This is a genomic window from Bradyrhizobium sp. ISRA436 (genome assembly GCF_029910015.1).
Classification (GTDB): Bacteria; Pseudomonadota; Alphaproteobacteria; order Rhizobiales; family Xanthobacteraceae; genus Bradyrhizobium.
On record NZ_CP094519.1, the window covers coordinates 723,584 to 739,525 of the forward strand.

A 15,942-nucleotide genomic window follows, 5' to 3' on the forward strand; every position below is an offset into this window, starting at 1 on the left:
TACCGGTCAGCGCTTCGGCCACACAGCTGCGACCACGAGCACCAGCCAGCTCAGGATCAGCAATGTTCCGCCGGTCGGCGCGGCCATCGGAAACAGGCCGTGGCCGGCATATTGGCGCGCCGTCAGGTCGCCCGCGAACAATGACGCCGCGATGACGAAGCCGCAGGCCGCGGCGATCCCGGTCCGCGGATGAACAACGGCGCGGTCCGCGAGCGCAACGGTTGCGAGCGTCGCGGTAGCATGAAACAGCAGCATCGAGGATGCCGCGCCCAGCCGCGAGGCATCCGGCAAATGGGCTGCGGCCGCCGCCGGCATCACGCCGCAGACGCCCATGACGGCGGCAAGGCCGGTCAGGAGCCGGGGCAAGCCGTTCATCAGCGCCGTTCCTCGATCAGGCGTACCATCGCGGCGCGCAGCTCCGGCATGCCGTCGCCGGTGCGCGACGATGTCACCAGCACCTCGGGGAATGCTGCCGGGTGCTTTGCCAGCGTCGCCGTGGTGTCGGCGATGACGGTCTTCAGTTCGCTGGGTTTGACCTGGTCGGCCTTGGTCAACACGACCTGATAGCTGACCGCGGACTTGTCGAGCCTCTTCAGCACGTCGAGATCGACGTCCTTGATGCCGTGGCGGGCATCGATCAGCACATAGACCCGCGCTAGCGTCGCCCGTCCGAGTAGGAATTTGTGGATCAACTCCGTCCACGACGCGACCTTGGTCTTGGGGGCGGAGGCGTAGCCATAGCCGGGCATGTCGACCAGCCGGAAGCCGGCCTTTTCAGGGCCCTCGAAGAAGATCAGCTCCTGGGTCCGTCCCGGCGTGTGTGAGGTCCGCGCCAGATTGCTGCGGCCGGTCAGCGCGTTGATCAGGCTCGACTTGCCGACATTGGAGCGGCCGGCAAAGGCGACCTCAAGGCCGGCCATCGGCGGCAGCGTTGCGATCGAGGGCGACGCCCAGATGAAGCGCCAGTCGCCGGCGAACAGCTTTCGCCCCTGCTCGATCAGTCTTGCGTCCGGTTCGACGGTCATTCCGAAGCATCCCCGCTCTGATGCCGGGCTTCCCGGCCATCCACGTCTCACGCTTGTCACGCTCCAATACGTTGATGCCCGGCACAAGGCCGGGCATCGTGATTGAGAAGGCTGATTTGCCTGAAAGCGCTACGTCGCCTTCCTGATGAACGTGGCCTTCAGATTGTCGAACAATTCCACCTTCACGCCGTTGCGGCGCATGATGAAGCTCTGCTGCAGCACCGAGAGCGTGTTGTTCCAGGCCCAGTAGATCACCAGTCCGGCCGGGAAGCCCGCCAGCATGAAGGTGAAGATCAGCGGCATCCAGTCGAAGATGATCTTCTGCGTCGGATCCGGCGGCGTCGGATTGAGCTTCATCTGGAACCACATCGTGATGCCCATGATGATCGGCCAGATGCCGAGCGCCAGATAGTGACCGAAGATCGGAAGCTGCGTCGGATCGTAGTGCAGCAGGCCGAACAGCGTGAACAGATTGGTCGGATCGGGCGCCGAGAGGTCCTTGATCCAGCCGAAGAACGGCGCATGCCGCATTTCGATCGTAACGAACAGCACCTTGTAGAGCGAGAAGAATACCGGGATCTGGAGCGCGACGGGAAGACAACCGGCGATCGGGTTGATCTTCTCCTTCTTGTAGATCTCCATCATCTCCTGCTGCTGCTTCACGCGGTCGTCGGGATAGCGTTCCTTCAGCGCCTGCAGCTGCGGCTGCACCGACTTCATCTTCGCCATCGAGGCGTAGGACTTGTTGGCGAGCGGGAAGAACAAGAGCTTCACGATCACGGTAACGAGCAGGATCGAGACGCCGAAGTTGCCGAACAGGCGGTAGAACCAGTCGAGCGCCAGGAACATCGGCTTGGTGATGAAGTAGAACCAGCCCCAGTCGATCAACAGATCGAAATGGTTCAGCGCGAGCTCCTTGTTGTAGCCGCCGAAGCCGACCAGCGGGAAGTTGATGCCGACCACGCTGGCTTCCTTGGCGCCGGCGAACAGCCGCGCGTTGGCGCTGATAGTGCCGCCAGCCGGGAGCGTCTGCGCTGCCAGAAGATAGTCGGTCTGGTAGTTGTGGGTGTTGCCGACCGCTTCCGACGAGTAGCGCACATGCAGCTTGGCCGTGGTGTCGGGCAGCAGCGCCGCCGCCCAATACTTGTCGGTCATGCCGAGCCAGCCGTTGGTGACGTCGAAGGTGAGCGACTTGGCGTCGTCGATCTTCTTGTAGGCGTATTCCTGCAGGCCCTGCTCGCCGAGATAGCCGATCAGGCCTTCATGCAGGATGTAGTAGCCGGAGACCTGCGGCGTGCCGTGACGCGCGATCAGCGCGAACGGATAGAGCGTGACCGACGCGTTGCCAGCATTGCTGACCTCGTCCTTGATGGTGAAGAGGTAGCGGTCGTCGATCGAAATGGTGCGGCGGAAGGTCAGGCCCTCGCCATTGTCGTATTTCAGCGTCACCGGCGTCGTCGGCGTCAGGCTGCCGGAACCCTCCTGCTGCCACACCGTGTTCTGGTCGGGGATGCGGGCCGTCGATCCGGTCGCGGGCACCCAGCCGAACTCGGCGTAATAGGGGGCGGCGGTCTGCGACGGCGAGAACAGCACGATCGGCGGCGAATGCGGATCCACCGTCTCGCGGAACTTGACCAGTGCAATGTCGTCGATGCGTGCGCCCTTCAGCGAGATGCTGCCTGTGACGAGCGGGGTGTCGATCTTGACGCGCGGACCCGCGGCCAGTGCCGCCTCGCGGCTGATCACCGGCCCGGCGGCGGCCGTCGACGGTGTCGTCGTGGGCGTGCCGCTGGCGGACGGCGAGGGAGTCGTGGTGGTCTGGCTTGGGGTCGCCTTGGGGGCCGGTTTCTGCAACTCGGTCTGCCGCTGGGCCTCGGCGCGCTGCTTCTCCATCTGCGGCACATTGTAGAAATATTGCCAGGCGATCAGGACGAGGCCGGACAGAATGACGGCAAGGATCGTGTTGCGGTTGTCGGACATCTCTTAAGGTCTCGTCATTCCGTTCGGAGTACGCGCCTTCGGCGCAGGCCGGTCGAGGCGGCGCAGCGCCGACCGCAGATCGTCTAGCATGGTCGCAAAGTCACGGGTCAGCGCGTCACGGCGGCCGACTAGCACATAATCATGGTGCGGTCGCATCGCTATGACGTCGACATGCTTCACCAGTTCGCGAAGCCGGCGGCGGATGCGGTTGCGCTCGGTCGCGGTGCCGTTTTTCTTGGTGACGGTGAAGCCAACGCGGATCGGGCCATCATCGTCGCGGCGGCGTGCTTGCAGCACAAAGCCTGCGCTGTTCGCCCGCGCGCCATTGGCAACGGCGAGGAAGTCCGCCCGCTGCCTTAGCCGATCCATAAAGAATCTCCGGAGAGGAGATGTCCGGGCTCAGGCGCTCAGGCGCTTGCGGCCACGCGCGCGGCGCGCGGCGAGGACCTTGCGGCCGCCGGCCGTGGCGAGACGGGCGCGGAAGCCGTGACGGCGCTTGCGCACCAGTTTGCTGGGTTGATAAGTCCGCTTCACGGGTAATTCTCCGCTGACCGGGCAATTTGCCGTTGAATTGAGATGAAGTCCGGTGATGCTGGCGGGCCCAAAACGGGCCGTTGCGGCCCCAAACGAGCCGCCCCCGGTCAAGAACCGGGCCATCGCGGACAGTTGGCGCGGCTTATAAGGGAGTGCCCCCTTTTCGTCAATGTCACAGGGTGACGCAAAAGACCTTCTTCGAAACGTCGCAATTGCGGCGAATATATCTGTTTTTGCGGGGTTTTTGACGGTGAGGAGCGCCTTGTGGTGCCGGCGGAACCGGCCGACATTAGCGATCCGTAATTTGACCGGCTTGGGGGCCGGGTCGCATCTTCCTCCAGCCCCTGAGCCAAACAAGGCTTTCTCTTGTGGCTGTGACTGACGATCAGGCAACCGCGCTGAAGCAGCGGCCCAAGCCGTCCCTCCGGCTCGGGCTGTCGGGCAAGCTTTTGCTGCTGACGATCCCCCTGGTGATGATCGCCGGGCTCCTGATCTATGTGCCGGCGATCGCCAACTTCCGGATGAACCGGCTGAACGACCGCCTGGCCGCCGCCAACACTGCGGCGCTGGTGCTGGATGCTGCGCCCTCCGGCATGGTGCCGGATTCGCTGGCGCGGCAGATCCTGACCAGCATCGGCGCTCGCGCCGTTGCCATCAAGATGGGCCAGCAGCGCCGCCTGCTCGCCAGCGCCGACCTGCCGGCGGCGATCGACCACGACGTCGACATGCGCACCATGACGGTGTGGTCGGCGATCGTCGATGCCTTCGAGCTCATGCTGGAGCACGGCGACCAGACCATCCGCGTGGTCGGGCCTGCCCCGGGGCAGGCGCAGTTCATCGAGGTCGTGATCGACGAGAAGCCGCTGCGGCAGGCGATGTACCGCTTCTCGCGCAACGTCCTGGTGGTCGCGCTGCTGATCGCCGGCCTGACCGCCGGCCTCGTCTATCTCGCGCTCCACTACCTGTTCGTCCGCCCGATGCGACGGCTGACCGCGAGCTTGGTCGGCTTCCACGAAAATCCGGAAAGCTCGGCGCGAATCATCGTGCCGAGCCAGCGCGGCGACGAGATCGGCGTTGCCGAGCGCGAGCTGTCGGACATGCAGCGCGACCTCGTCTCGATGCTGCATCAGAAGAGCCGGCTCGCCGCGCTCGGACTTGCCGTCTCCAAGATCAACCACGACCTGCGCAACCTGCTGGCGTCCTCGCAGCTGCTGTCGGACCAACTCGCCAGCGTGCCCGATCCGCGGGTGCAGCGCTTTGCGCCGAAACTGCTGCGCTCGCTCGAGCGCGCCATCGCGTTCTGCCAGTCGACGCTGTCCTATGGGCGCGCGCAGGAGGCGGCGCCCGACCGCCGCGTGATGCTGGTCGAGCCGGCGGTTGCCGAAGTTCGGGAATCCGTGGGGCTTGCGACGGACGCCTCGATCACCTGGATCAGCGCGATCGAGCGCGGGCTCACCATCGACGCCGATCCGGACCAGCTGTTCCGCGTGCTGCTCAATCTGGTGCGCAATGCGGTGCAGGCGCTGGAGAGCCATCCCGACGCCTCAACCATGCAGATCCGCATCACCGGTCGCCGCGAGGGGACGGTGGCGATCATCGAAGTCTCCGACACCGGCCCTGGCGTGCCGGCGAAGGCGCGCGAGCATCTGTTCGAGGCGTTCCAGACCTCTGGCCGCCCGGGCGGCAGCGGGCTGGGCCTTGCCATCGCCGCCGAGCTGATCCGCGCCCATGGCGGCGCCATCCATCTGGTCGAGGGCACTATCGGCGCCACCTTCCGGATCTCGATCCCAGACCGCCCGGTGGAACTGCTTTCGGTGCGGAACGAGCGGGCGCGGGCGTAAGCCGGGGCTCTCTCATCGTTATTCGGTGGAATGATCGGCAAATCAGTCCAGGAATCCCGGATATTGGCGCTTCCGGACAAGACCGCGTGCCGGGAATGACTGGAAAGTCCGCTTCGGGTGGTGTTTTCGGCTTTTCCCGCCAAATCGTGCGCCTGAACATGCCTGCCAGACCTTGCCAACCGGACCGGGAGCCTGTAGCTAGAGCGCTCTTTCGCGACGATCCGGGCCTTTCCGGCCCCACACGGGCTCAAGCCCTGCCGCGAAGATGCGCCCGTAGCTCAGCTGGATAGAGCATCAGACTACGAATCTGAGGGTCGGACGTTCGAATCGTTCCGGGCGCGCCATTCTGCATCGGGTGATCCTTCGATGCTCTCCGAGCAAAGTGCTGCCGCGGGTCTCACGAGCGGGAGCCGCTCGAAGCCTTCCAAGGCGTTGACCGCCTTCACCAAGGCTCGTGTCGTGCGGCTCACGCGGCGCGACCGATCGGCCGCTCCATTCCTCCACCTCCGCTTGCATCACGGTCAAATCCGCAATGCCGCCGGGCCCTGTTCAGCACGACAATTTCGTCGCATCGTCAGAACCTGTGTCCCATGGCCGGCGACAAACGCCACATGGCAACGGGTAATCAGTGCCAGCGCGGTCCAGGAGTTGAAATGATGTCGGACAAAGCCATCCTCGCCTGCATCGTCTGCAGTGCCGTGATCCTGGGTTCGCTGGGCGCGTCCGTGCGCGCGCAGACGCCGTCGAGCTGCAAGGAGCCGCATGCGGGCGCCAAGGGCGCCCCGGTATTCTCGCCGCCGCTCGCCAGCGTGGTGACGGGGACGAGACGGCTGCAAATCTATTCGGCGCCGAATCTGCACTGTCCGATCAGTGGTGTCTTCGTCGTTCCGAAGGATGAACTCGTCATCTACGCGCAAACCCGCGATGGCTGGTCGTCCGTGACGTATGCAAATGCCAAGACTAGCAATAGCGTCTCGGGTTGGGTGAGGTCGGCCCGGCTCAAGCAAACCTGGACTGTCGGCCCGAAGCAATAGGCTGGGACAGCAACCTAAGCGGTGCGCCAGAATTCGCTTCTGGGATCCAGTCGCGTTCCGATCTGCGCTGTGCTCACCTTGATCGCGTTGTCGCTCCGCGGGCTGGCCAGCCGCTCGAAGAGTGCCGATTCCTGACGCGAGGGTCGGACCTTCAATGGATCGCCGCGTACATGATCTTTTCCTCCGTCGCCTCGACCGCGGAGAATTCCTCGACGACCTTGCCCTGGCGCGACACGAGGATGCGGTCGGAGAGGGCCATGATCTCGGGCAGGTAGGACGAGATCACGACCACAGCCTTGCCCTCGTCCGCGAGGTGGTTAATCAGCTCATGGATCTCGACGATGGCGCCGACGTCGACGCCGCGCGTCGGCTCGTCGAAGATGATCAGATCAGGCTCCTGCACGAGCGACTTGGCGATCACGACCTTCTGCTGGTTGCCGCCTGACAGTTCGACGACTTTGGCCTCGTCGCCGATGGCGCGAACCTTCAGCCGTTCGGTCCAGGTCTTGCCGGCCGCGTTGGTCTCGCGCCGCGACAGGATCATCCGGCCCTTGGGAAACTTGGAGAGCAGGCCGAGATAGATGTTGCGGGCGATCGAGGCGGTTTCGAAGAAGCCCTCGACCTTGCGGTCCTCGGTCACATAGGCGATGCCGGCTTTCACGGCGGGCGCCGGCACCCGATAGCGCACCGGCTTGTCGTGCAGCAGGATCTCGCCGCCGTGGAAGAAGTCGCGCTTCAGCACACCGGAGACGATCTTGAAGGTTTCGGTGCGACCCGCGCCGACCAGGCCGAACACGCCGGTGATCTGCCCGGCGAAGACCGACAGCGAATTGTTCTTCACCATCGGCGCCATCTTGAGGTTCTGCACCGTGAGGACGCGCGCTCCCGCCGGCCGCACGCTCTTCTTCTTCGCGCCGTAAAGCGTGTTGGAGAGATCGCGTCCCACCATCGCCTGCACGATCGCCGCACGATCGAACTTCGCGGCATCGTCGGTGACGACGTGCTTGCCGTCGCGCAGCACGGTGATGCGATCGGCGAGCAGCAGCGCCTCTTCCAGCGCGTGCGAGATGAAGATGATCGAGACGCCGCGCTTCTTCAGGTCGCGAACGAGGTCGAAGAAATACTTCTTCTCCTCGGGCGTCAGCGTCGCGGTCGGCTCGTCAAAGATGATGACCTTGGCCTTGTGCAGGACAGCGCGGGCGATTTCCACCATCTGCTTCTTGGCCGCACCGAGCCCGCTCACGGTCGCGGTCGGGGTCACGTCGAAATTGAGCGATTGCAGGAACTGTTGCGCGGCGATGTAGATGCCGCGCAGCCGATTGTAGAACTTCTCCTGCCCGAGGAAGAGGTTTTGCGCCACGGTCATGGTCGGCACCAGGCTGTTCTCCTGGAACACCATGGCGATGCCGAGGTTGCGGGCCTCGAGTGGCGTCCGCGGCGCGACGTCGGCGCCGTCGACCGCCATGGTGCCCGAGGTCAGCGTCACGACGCCGGCCATTACCTTCGTCAGCGTCGACTTGCCGGCGCCGTTTTCGCCGACCAGCGCGTGGATCTCGCCGCGGCGGAGATCGAAGTCGACGTCCTCGATGGCGGGCACGCCGGCATAGAGCTTGGTCGCCTTGCGCAGCGAAAGCACAGTATCGTTCATGCGCCGAACTCCTCCGCAAGGCCGGCCAGCGGCAGTTTCAGGACGCGGCCCGGCCCCTTGGCGATCAGCACGAGATCTCCGCCCATCTCGACCGCCGCGACCACGCCGTGATTGATGCCGTCGACCCGGCTGTGCAGCGAGTAGAGCGGCTTGCCGTCCTCGCTCAGGCGAATGACGAGCCCGTAGGAGCGCGGCGGTGCCCACGGCTTGATGACGCCCATCGTCTTGATGTGCGCGCCTTGCATCGGCTCCTTGAACGAGAAGCCGGAACGCAGGCGCGGCGCGACCCAGTAGGCCGGATCGATCTCGGCCATCATGCGCCGCCGGTAGGCCGGCTCGCGCAGCACAAACTCGACGAGTTGGGTGCGTGCAGTGAACGCCGTGAGCCAATAGCCGCCCGCGGCAGCCTTCGACAGCCGCGACGGGTAGACCGGCAGGCGGCCGAGCACGACCTGCGGCGCTTGTCCGTTCTTGATCAGGATCAGGCGATGGCGCCAGCTCTCGCTGACCAGCACGCCGCCGCCGCGCGCGCAGGCGCCGAAGGCGTAACCGAGCCTGGACGCCAATAGCGTCGCCGATCGGGTCTTGGGGTCGAGCCGGAAGACGCGGCCGCTGCGGTTCAGCTCCATCAGGTCGCGCGCCCAATCGTCGACATTGCAAGTCGTCGAGCCGTCGGTCGCAATCAAGCTCCCGTCGCTGGCCTGCGTCAGTGCGTTGATCGCGTTGAAGGTCGTGTCGTTGAAGCTGACGCTTGGTTCGCTTGAGGAGGGATCGCGATAAAGGCGCACCTCGCGTCCACCGAGCGCAACCGCGACGCCGCCATCCGCCAGCGCGCAGAGGGCCGAGATCGGCTGCTCGAAACTGCGGATTTCCGTGGCGGCGCTGCCGTCAAGCCGCAGCAGGCGCCGGCCGTCCGCGACATGGAGATTGCGGCCGTCGGTCGCGAGGTCCTCGGGCGCCTCGCATTCCAGCAAGGTCGTCGCGGCCTCCAGCTTCTGGTTCGGTTTGAGCGCGCCGTCGAAGGACGGCACGGTGATGGTGGCTTCGCCGCGCCCGAGGAAGCGGTTGGCGATTTCCCTGACGGCGGCGATCACGACAGCTTCCCCCAGCGCTTGTCATACTGCACGAAGTTCGGGTCGGCGTTCTCGAGCTTGTAGCGGCCGATCCGGTTGTTGGCGATGCCGCCGAGATAGAGATAGCCGCGATGCTCGCGCATCGAGGTGATCATCGGATGGTTCTCGCCGCGAAGGTCCCAGAACGATTCGAGGATCTTGCCCTGCTCGTTGAACTTGACGACGCAGCCGGTGTTGATGTTCGGGAACAGCCATTCGTCGACCGGGACCCGCTTGGCCATGCGGCGGCGGAAGCCGGGCATCTTCCAGGCGAGGTCGAGCGAGGGGCTACGCATGCCGACCAGCGCCAGCCAGTAATTGCCGTCGGAGGCGAGGTTGATGTTATCAGGGTAGCCCGGCAAATTGTCCATGACGACCTCGACCTTGCCCTTGTTCGGTCCCGCGAACCAATAGCGCTTGATCGAGCAGCCGAACGTCTCGGCGAACAGGATGGACTGGCCGTCGCTGGCAACGCAGATGCCGTTGGGGAATTTCAGGCCACGCAGCGCCGTGTGCGTGGCGCCGGTCTTGGTGTCGTAGCAGATGATGCGGCCGTTGCCGCGTGCCTCCAGACCGTCGATCGGCCATTCGTCCATCTCGTAGCGCACGGTCGCTTCGGAGAAGAAGATCAGGCCGTCGTCGGTGATGTCGAGGTCGTCGGCCAGCCGCAGGCGGCTGTCGTCGTTGACCGAATGCATGCTGCGGTTGGTTTCGTCGGTGGCCTTCTCCACCGTGCCGTCCGGCTTGATGCGGTACAGCCCCATGCCGCCGATGCAGACGTAGAGGTTGTCCTGCCGGTCGAAGGCCATGCCGAGCGGCTGGCCGCCGATATGGGCGAACACCTCCATTCTCTCATAATCGGGGGCGAAGAAGCGGATGATGTCGCCGTGGCGCGAGCCGGCGTAGAGATTGTCGTTGCGATCGAGGATGACGTCCTCGGGCGCCTCGATGCGGCCGAGGCCGATCAACTGGACGTCGCGCAGCTTGTCGTTCTGCTCGAACGGCCCGCCCTGCCCGATCTCGGTAGGCGGAGGCGGCGGAAGTGCATGATAGGTCGGCGCGACATAGACCTTGCTGATGATCCGGGTGCGGTTCTTCTGCCAGCGGATGTCCACCATCGCGGCCACCAGCAGGATCCCGGCGAGCGCCATGCGATTGATGCCGCCGCGCGCATTCAGCGTCGTCAGGCCGTTGGTGATCAAGAGCACGATCAGCACGCCGACCAGCGATTTGGCGACCGAGCCCTTGCCGCCGCCGAGCGTGATGCCACCGAGCACGGTAGCCGTCAGCACGATCACCTCGAGGCCGACGCCGATGTCGCCGCCGACGGTGCCGAGGCGGGCGGCGAAGAATAGCGCGCCGATGCTGGTGAGCACGCCGCTCGCGACATAGCAGAGCGCGATCGTGCGGCGAACCGGGATGCCGGAATTGTAGGCCGAGCGACGCGAGCCGCCGATCGCGGTGATGTGCCAGCCCGGGCGCAACCGCGTCATGAAGATATGGCCGAAGATCGCGATCGCGATATAGACCAGCGCAACGCTCGGAATGCCGAACACGTCGCCGCCGCCGATGAAGTTCCAGGACGGGATGTCGGGGAAGGCGGCGGCAATGTCGTTGGAATAACGCTGGATCAGCAGATCGAAGGTCGACCGGTAGATGATCAGGGTGATCAGCGTGGTGATGAAGGCGCGCAGCCGCAGGTAACCGATCAGGACGCCGTTGACGGCGCCGAGCAGCGCGCCGCAGAGCAGGGTCGCGGCCACCACCGCCGGCACCGGCCATCCGAGCACGTCGAGCAGATAGAGCGCGCAGAAATCGGTCAGCGCGAAGATCGATCCAACCGAAAGGTCGATGCCGCCGACGATGACGACGAGCGCCATGCCGAGCCCGATGAAGCCGATCTCGCCGGCCTGGCGCGCGGTGTCGGCAAGGCTCGACGGCGACAGGAAATGATCGATGGAGCGGCTCAGCGCGAAGCCGACGATCAGCAGGAGGATCACCGGAATTGCGGTCTCGGTCCATCGCTTGGACAGGATCTCGCCGAGGAGATGGTCCGGCCAATAGCGATAACGCAGGCTCGTCAGGGTGTCGCGCATCGGCATTCCAGCAGGTGTTGGAGTCTGGAGAACGACGTCCCGGGTGCGTCACCCGGGACGTCTGCGGGCCAATCAGGCTATTTTTTGAGGTCGCTGAGATTCCAGCATGCGGTCTGGCTGTCCGCATTCTCCTTGGTGATCGGGATCAGCGTCGTGTATTCCGAGCCCTTGACCGAGCCGGCCTTGGCGCCCGACGACAGCAGCCACTTGATCGTGCCGGCCATCTGCGCCGCCTGCGTCGGCACGTCGTAGCTCAGGTTGAGGTCGAAGGCGCCGGACTTCACCAGTTCACAGGCGCCCTTGCGCTCGCCGCCGCCGGAAGTCGCGACGAACACCTTTCCGGTGAGGCCGGCTTCCTTGACCGCTGCCGCGGTGCCGATATCCATGCCGTCCCAGAAGCCGACGATGCCGCAGAGGTCGGGATTCTGCTTCAGCACGGTCTGCGTGATCGCCTTGGCCTTCGCCGCATCCCAATCGGCGGCCTGGCTCGAAACCACCTTGATCTCCGGATGCTTGGCGAGAACGTTCTCGACGCCCTTGAGCGTGTAGGCGCTTGCGGCCGCGGAGAGCGCGCCTTGCACGATGGCGATCTTGTTCGACTTGCCCTGGCAGGCCTTGACCACCGCCTCGGTGTCCTTCTCGCCGATCTCGATCCAGTTGGCGCCGACGAAGGCCGAGCTGCGATAGGCCGAGCCCATGTTGATCTGGATGACGTAGATGCCTTCGTTCTCGGCGCGCTGCAGCAGCTTGGCATAGGTCTGCACGTCCGGATTGTGGATCACCATCACGGCGGGCTTTTCAGAGATCAGCGAGGTCACCGCCTGGGCGCCGGCATTGGTGTTCCAGTTGGGATCGCGGATCTCGAACTTCACGCCGAAGGGCTCGAGCTCCTTCTTCAGGCCGGCATACCAGCCTTCGGTGAGGTCGAAGTTCATGGCGACCGGAACGTAAGCCACCGTCTTGCCGGCGAGGGCCTCCTTGAACGGCTTCTGGAACGGCTCGTCGAGGCCCTTTTGGGCCAGGGCCGGTCCGGCGATGGCCGCAAGCCCGAGTGTGGCAACGAGTATCTTTGCAGTCCTGATCACGCGCTTCACTGCTTCCTCCTTGGTTGGTGTCGTTGTCGTTCCACTCAGATGTCGCCCTGCTGCGCCGTTTCTTCGTTGCGCGGATTCAGGAAGGAATCCGTGATGACGGCGAGCAGCAGGACCACGCCTTTGATGAGGTTCTGACCGGCATAGGAAATATCCATGATGGTCATGCCGTTGAGCATCGTTCCGATCAGAAGCGTTCCGATGATCACGTTGAGCACGCCGCCGCGGCCGCCGGAGAGCCCGATGCCGCCGAGCACGACGACCAGGATGACGTCGTAGATCAGGGTCGAGTTGAAGATGCGGGTCGGCATCGAATTGACGGAGGCTGCCATCACGAGACCGGCGAAGCAGCCGATCAGCGCCGCGACGACGTACTGCAGCACGATGATCGGGCGCGAGGGGATGCCGGTGACGCGGGCGGCGTAGGGATTGTCGCCGATCGCGTAGATGTACGCGCCCCAGCGCGTCCGGCGCAGCAGGAACGCCACCACGATGCAGGCGATCGCGAACATCACGATCGAACTGGGGATGCCGAGGATGGTGCCTTGCCCGAGCCGCTCGAACCCGGCCATGCCGTCGCTCCACTGCACGACGTCGAGCTGAAACAGCGCGGCCTGGCCGAGCCCGGCGAGCAGCAGGCCGGTTGCCAGCGTCGCAAACAGCGATGGGACTTCGGCGTAGGCGATCAGCCAGCCATTGATCAGGCCGAAAGCGATCGTGAGCAGCACGGCGGTCAGCAGCGATGCGGTCAGCGAGTGGCCGTCCTGCACCATCTGCAGCACGAGCCCCGGCGGCACCGCGAGCGCTGCGATCAGCGAGATGTCGATGCCGCGTCCGATCACGACGATCGCCATCGCAAGCCCGAGGATACCGAGCACGGCGACGTTCTGCAGCAGCGTCAGCATGTTCTCGGGGGTCAGAAAGCCGCGCAGGAAAATCGAGAACGCGAGGAAGAGCACGGTGAACACGGCGAAGACGATCTCCTGCTGATTAAATCGGAATCGCTTCATTGCCTGGTCCTTCCTGCGGGCTATGAGTGCGCCATCTGCTTCGGCTTGGAGCGGGAGCCGGCGGCGATGCGGCCGGTCCGGTTTCGTGCCGCCAAGGCCGCGTCGACGAACGTCGCGACGCCGTTGATGTAGGCCTCGATCGAGGTGCCGCGGGTGCGGTACTTCGCGCGCTTGACGTACCAGTCCTGCAGCAGCGGCTTGATCAGCGACGCCGTGAGCGTGACCTGCTCGATCGTGAAGACCCCGCTGGCGACGCCCTGCTTGAGGACGTTGGCGATGATCTTCTCGGTCATGACCTCCATGTCCTTCGCGCGCTGACGCTCTGCCGGTGGAAACGACTTCGCCTCCATGAAGGCGAACACGAACCAGGGCTGCATCGCCTCGCTCATCCGGACATGCGTCGCGATGATCCAGTGCAGATGCTTGCGGGCATCCCCTTTGACGTCGTCGGGTGGCGCGGTGAGAACTTCGGAAGCGGTCTCGGCGACCTCGCCGAGGATCATCGACAGCAGCGTCGGCTTGCTGTCGAAGTAGGTGTAGAGCCCGCCCATGCTGAGGCCGGAGGCTTCCGCGAGCTGGCGCAGCGTGGTGGCGTGAAAGCCGTGCTTGTTGGACAGCGTGAGCGTGGCGCCGATGATGCGCGTGAGGTTCGGAACGGCGAGATGCGGCTTCTGGACCTTGATGGAATCGCGGTGGCGCTCAAGGATGCGTGCGCAAAGCACGTCCATCGAGAATGCATTGGTCCCCGGTCGCTGGCGCGCGAGACGCAACGTTGCCTCCTCCCAATGTGTAGCCCGGACTCTATTGTCTGGTTGTCGGTCCGGGCGTGGGCTCTTGGCCCTTGAATAATTCCTAGCCTCTTGAATAATTCCTAGCCTAGAGACTGGTCGCCGGAAAAGGGGGGCGACCAAATTTTCTGAGAGAGCGCTCGCTCGTTTTCTGTCCCAAGGTCGGGGTTGACGACCGGTTCTCCGTGGATGGTGTCGCGCCGGCTGATGGATGGCTCGACCGAGGTCGCCCTGCGGCTGACCGTGTAGCCGAGCATGGCGTCCTGCGCCTATTGGAGCATGATCCGGAAAAGTGACTGATCACTCCGCCGCGTGAGGCACGCTGCCGCGCTTGGCGTCGACCTTGCCTTGAGACAGCGCGGCGATGGCCACGAGCGCGGCGGCAAAGCCTGCGGCCGCGCCGACGCCGAGCGCCCAGCGCGGACCGAGGTGATCGGCGACCCATCCGACGATCGGGGCGCCGATCGGGGTGCCGCCGAGCGCGACGCCGAGCCGGAGCGCCATCACCCGTCCGCGCATCGCGGGTTCGGTCGAGAGCTGCATCAGCGCGTTCGAGGTGTTGGTGACGGTGAGTGCGGCGACGCCGATCACGACGAGTGCGGCGGCGAACAGCCAGTAATTCGGCGCCAGCGCCGCCAGCGTGCAGCCCAGTCCGAAGATCGCGGCGCCGAGCAACAGCGAGGCGAAGCGCGGCCGGTCGCGGCTCGCGGCAAGCAACGCGCCCGACATTGTGCCGACGGCCATCATCGACGACAGCAGGCCAAAGCCGCGCGCGTCGGTGTGGAAGACGCCAACCGCCATGGTCGAGATGAATATCGGGAAGTTCAGCCCGAAGGTGCCGATCAGGAACAGCATCACCAGGGTCGTCCTGAGGTCGGGGCGCGACCAGACATAGTGAAAGCCCTGCGTGACGCTGCCCTTGGCGCGGTGGGCGCGCGCATTCGGGCGAAGCTCGGATTTGCGGAGCAGCAACAGCGACGTCAGCACCGCAAGGAACGACGCGCCGTTGAAGAGGAATGCCCAGCCGGTGCCGACGGAAGCGATGATGAGGCCGGCGACCGCGGGTCCGATCATCCGCGCGGCGTTGAACGAGGTCGAGTTCAGCGCAATCGCGTTCGACAGGTCCCGGTCACCCACCAGTTCGGCGACAAATGTCTGGCGCACCGGGGCATCGAGCGCCGCGCTGCAGCCGAACAGGAAAGCGAATGTGTAGACGTGCCAGAGCTGCACCAGCCCGGTGACGGTCAGAACACCGAGGATAAGTGCGAGCGCGCCCATGGTCGCCTGGGTGGCCATCAACAGCCGGCGCTGGTTGAAATGATCGGCGGCAAAGCCGGACCATGGCATCAGCAGAAGCTGTGGCCCAAACTGCAGCGCCATGACGATGCCGACGGCGGACGCGCTATGATTCGTAAGCTGGGTGAGAACGAGCCAATCCTGCGCGGCGCGCTGCATCCAGGTCCCGACGTTGGACACCAGCGCGCCCGCGGCCCAGATCCGGTAGTTGAAGCTCCGCAGTGATCGAAACACGCCTCTCATGATCGCTCTGGTTCATTGCCGCAGTGAAACCGCCCGAACCGCCGCGCCAGCAGGACGCCGATCAGGAGTCCGCCAAGGTCGAGTACGGCGACGTGGCTCGTGGTCCGCAGGCCGAAGTCGCCGACGCGGCAGACCAGGAGATAGCCGACGAGCAGATTGGACAAGCCCCACACGAAGTTGCAGATCGACAACGATGAGGGCCGTGAGCGGATCGAGCATCGTGAGGGCCATGATCATTTCCTTC

Annotated in this window: 15 protein-coding genes and 1 tRNA gene; 3 read left to right on the forward strand and 13 right to left on the reverse strand. The window is 64.8% G+C overall.

Annotation, left to right across the window (positions count from 1 at the left end; genetic code table 11):
- Positions 1-6: 6 nt before the first annotated feature.
- From MTX23_RS03360 to rpmH, 5 genes are all read right to left on the reverse strand, one after another.
- Positions 7-375: a DUF423 domain-containing protein gene (locus MTX23_RS03360; RefSeq protein WP_280975224.1), complete on the reverse strand. Its 369-nt coding sequence runs from the start codon at positions 373-375 to the stop codon at positions 7-9.
- Positions 375-1,025 (reverse strand): ribosome biogenesis GTP-binding protein YihA/YsxC, encoded by a 651-nt coding sequence (yihA, locus tag MTX23_RS03365; protein ID WP_280975225.1) that lies wholly within the window; start codon positions 1,023-1,025, stop codon positions 375-377. The genes MTX23_RS03360 and yihA overlap by 1 nt, the downstream gene beginning before the upstream one ends.
- A 129-nt stretch (positions 1,026-1,154) precedes the next feature.
- On the reverse strand, positions 1,155-3,005 hold the full coding sequence (yidC, locus tag MTX23_RS03370; RefSeq protein WP_280975226.1) for a membrane protein insertase YidC: 1,851 nt from the start codon (positions 3,003-3,005) through the stop codon (positions 1,155-1,157).
- A gap of 3 nt (positions 3,006-3,008) precedes the next feature.
- Positions 3,009-3,374, reverse strand: a complete 366-nt coding sequence (gene rnpA, locus MTX23_RS03375) for a ribonuclease P protein component (RefSeq protein ID WP_280975227.1) — start codon at positions 3,372-3,374, stop codon at positions 3,009-3,011.
- 30 nt (positions 3,375-3,404) lie between these two features.
- Positions 3,405-3,539: a 50S ribosomal protein L34 gene (gene rpmH / locus MTX23_RS03380; protein WP_008542748.1), complete on the reverse strand. Its 135-nt coding sequence runs from the start codon at positions 3,537-3,539 to the stop codon at positions 3,405-3,407.
- A 368-nt stretch (positions 3,540-3,907) separates the two neighbouring features.
- Here rpmH and MTX23_RS03385 point away from each other — a divergent pair, with 368 nt between their 5' ends.
- The 3 genes from MTX23_RS03385 to MTX23_RS03395 all read left to right on the forward strand — a co-directional run bounded on the left by MTX23_RS03385 (position 3,908) and on the right by MTX23_RS03395 (position 6,414).
- A complete protein-coding gene (locus tag MTX23_RS03385) occupies positions 3,908-5,380 on the forward strand; it encodes a HAMP domain-containing sensor histidine kinase (RefSeq protein ID WP_280975228.1) in 1,473 nt (490 codons plus the stop codon).
- A gap of 267 nt (positions 5,381-5,647) precedes the next feature.
- Positions 5,648-5,724: transfer RNA gene (locus tag MTX23_RS03390), tRNA-Arg, on the forward strand.
- Positions 5,725-5,970: 246 nt separating this feature from the next.
- Positions 5,971-6,414, forward strand: a complete 444-nt coding sequence (locus MTX23_RS03395; RefSeq protein ID WP_280975229.1) for a hypothetical protein — start codon at positions 5,971-5,973, stop codon at positions 6,412-6,414.
- 151 nt (positions 6,415-6,565) lie between these two features.
- Here MTX23_RS03395 and MTX23_RS03400 read toward each other — a convergent pair whose 3' ends face one another.
- From MTX23_RS03400 to MTX23_RS03435, 8 genes are all read right to left on the reverse strand, one after another.
- The gene (locus MTX23_RS03400) at positions 6,566-8,062 is read right to left on the reverse strand and encodes a sugar ABC transporter ATP-binding protein (protein ID WP_280975230.1); all 1,497 of its coding nucleotides are present in this window, start codon (positions 8,060-8,062) and stop codon (positions 6,566-6,568) included.
- Positions 8,059-9,156: a hypothetical protein gene (locus MTX23_RS03405; protein WP_280975231.1), complete on the reverse strand. Its 1,098-nt coding sequence runs from the start codon at positions 9,154-9,156 to the stop codon at positions 8,059-8,061. Before MTX23_RS03405 ends, MTX23_RS03400 begins: the two co-directional genes overlap by 4 nt.
- Complete coding sequence (locus tag MTX23_RS03410; RefSeq protein ID WP_280975232.1) at positions 9,153-11,276, reverse strand: SMP-30/gluconolactonase/LRE family protein; 2,124 nt, start codon at positions 11,274-11,276, stop codon at positions 9,153-9,155. The genes MTX23_RS03405 and MTX23_RS03410 overlap by 4 nt, the downstream gene beginning before the upstream one ends.
- Positions 11,277-11,347: 71 nt before the next feature.
- Positions 11,348-12,364: a sugar ABC transporter substrate-binding protein gene (locus tag MTX23_RS03415; RefSeq protein WP_280975233.1), complete on the reverse strand. Its 1,017-nt coding sequence runs from the start codon at positions 12,362-12,364 to the stop codon at positions 11,348-11,350.
- Positions 12,365-12,399: 35 nt separating this feature from the next.
- Complete coding sequence (locus MTX23_RS03420) at positions 12,400-13,371, reverse strand: ABC transporter permease (protein ID WP_280975234.1); 972 nt, start codon at positions 13,369-13,371, stop codon at positions 12,400-12,402.
- 20 nt (positions 13,372-13,391) lie between these two features.
- Positions 13,392-14,099: a TetR/AcrR family transcriptional regulator gene (locus MTX23_RS03425; RefSeq protein WP_280977965.1), complete on the reverse strand. Its 708-nt coding sequence runs from the start codon at positions 14,097-14,099 to the stop codon at positions 13,392-13,394.
- Between the two features lie 360 nt (positions 14,100-14,459).
- Positions 14,460-15,698: an MFS transporter gene (locus MTX23_RS03430; protein ID WP_280975235.1), complete on the reverse strand. Its 1,239-nt coding sequence runs from the start codon at positions 15,696-15,698 to the stop codon at positions 14,460-14,462.
- Positions 15,695-15,862 carry a hypothetical protein gene (locus MTX23_RS03435; RefSeq protein WP_280975236.1) on the reverse strand — a complete coding sequence of 56 codons (168 nt, stop codon included), beginning with the start codon at positions 15,860-15,862 and terminating at the stop codon, positions 15,695-15,697. Before MTX23_RS03435 ends, MTX23_RS03430 begins: the two co-directional genes overlap by 4 nt.
- Positions 15,863-15,942 lie beyond the last annotated feature (80 nt).

Excerpts from the sequence above, each read along its gene's own strand:
- MTX23_RS03425 (WP_280977965.1), bottom strand. The coding sequence starts at position 14,099 with ATGGACGTGCTTTGCGCACGCATCCTTGAGCGCCACCGCGATTCCATC.
- rnpA (WP_280975227.1), bottom strand. The coding sequence starts at position 3,374 with ATGGATCGGCTAAGGCAGCGGGCGGACTTCCTCGCCGTTGCCAATGGC.
- MTX23_RS03420 (WP_280975234.1), bottom strand. The coding sequence starts at position 13,371 with ATGAAGCGATTCCGATTTAATCAGCAGGAGATCGTCTTCGCCGTGTTC.
- MTX23_RS03360 (WP_280975224.1), bottom strand. The coding sequence starts at position 375 with ATGAACGGCTTGCCCCGGCTCCTGACCGGCCTTGCCGCCGTCATGGGC.
- MTX23_RS03410 (WP_280975232.1), bottom strand. The coding sequence starts at position 11,276 with ATGCCGATGCGCGACACCCTGACGAGCCTGCGTTATCGCTATTGGCCG.
- yidC (WP_280975226.1), bottom strand. The coding sequence starts at position 3,005 with ATGTCCGACAACCGCAACACGATCCTTGCCGTCATTCTGTCCGGCCTC.
- MTX23_RS03430 (WP_280975235.1), bottom strand. The coding sequence starts at position 15,698 with ATGAGAGGCGTGTTTCGATCACTGCGGAGCTTCAACTACCGGATCTGG.
- MTX23_RS03400 (WP_280975230.1), bottom strand. The coding sequence starts at position 8,062 with ATGAACGATACTGTGCTTTCGCTGCGCAAGGCGACCAAGCTCTATGCC.
- MTX23_RS03395 (WP_280975229.1), top strand. The coding sequence starts at position 5,971 with ATGGCCGGCGACAAACGCCACATGGCAACGGGTAATCAGTGCCAGCGC.
- yihA (WP_280975225.1), bottom strand. The coding sequence starts at position 1,025 with ATGACCGTCGAACCGGACGCAAGACTGATCGAGCAGGGGCGAAAGCTG.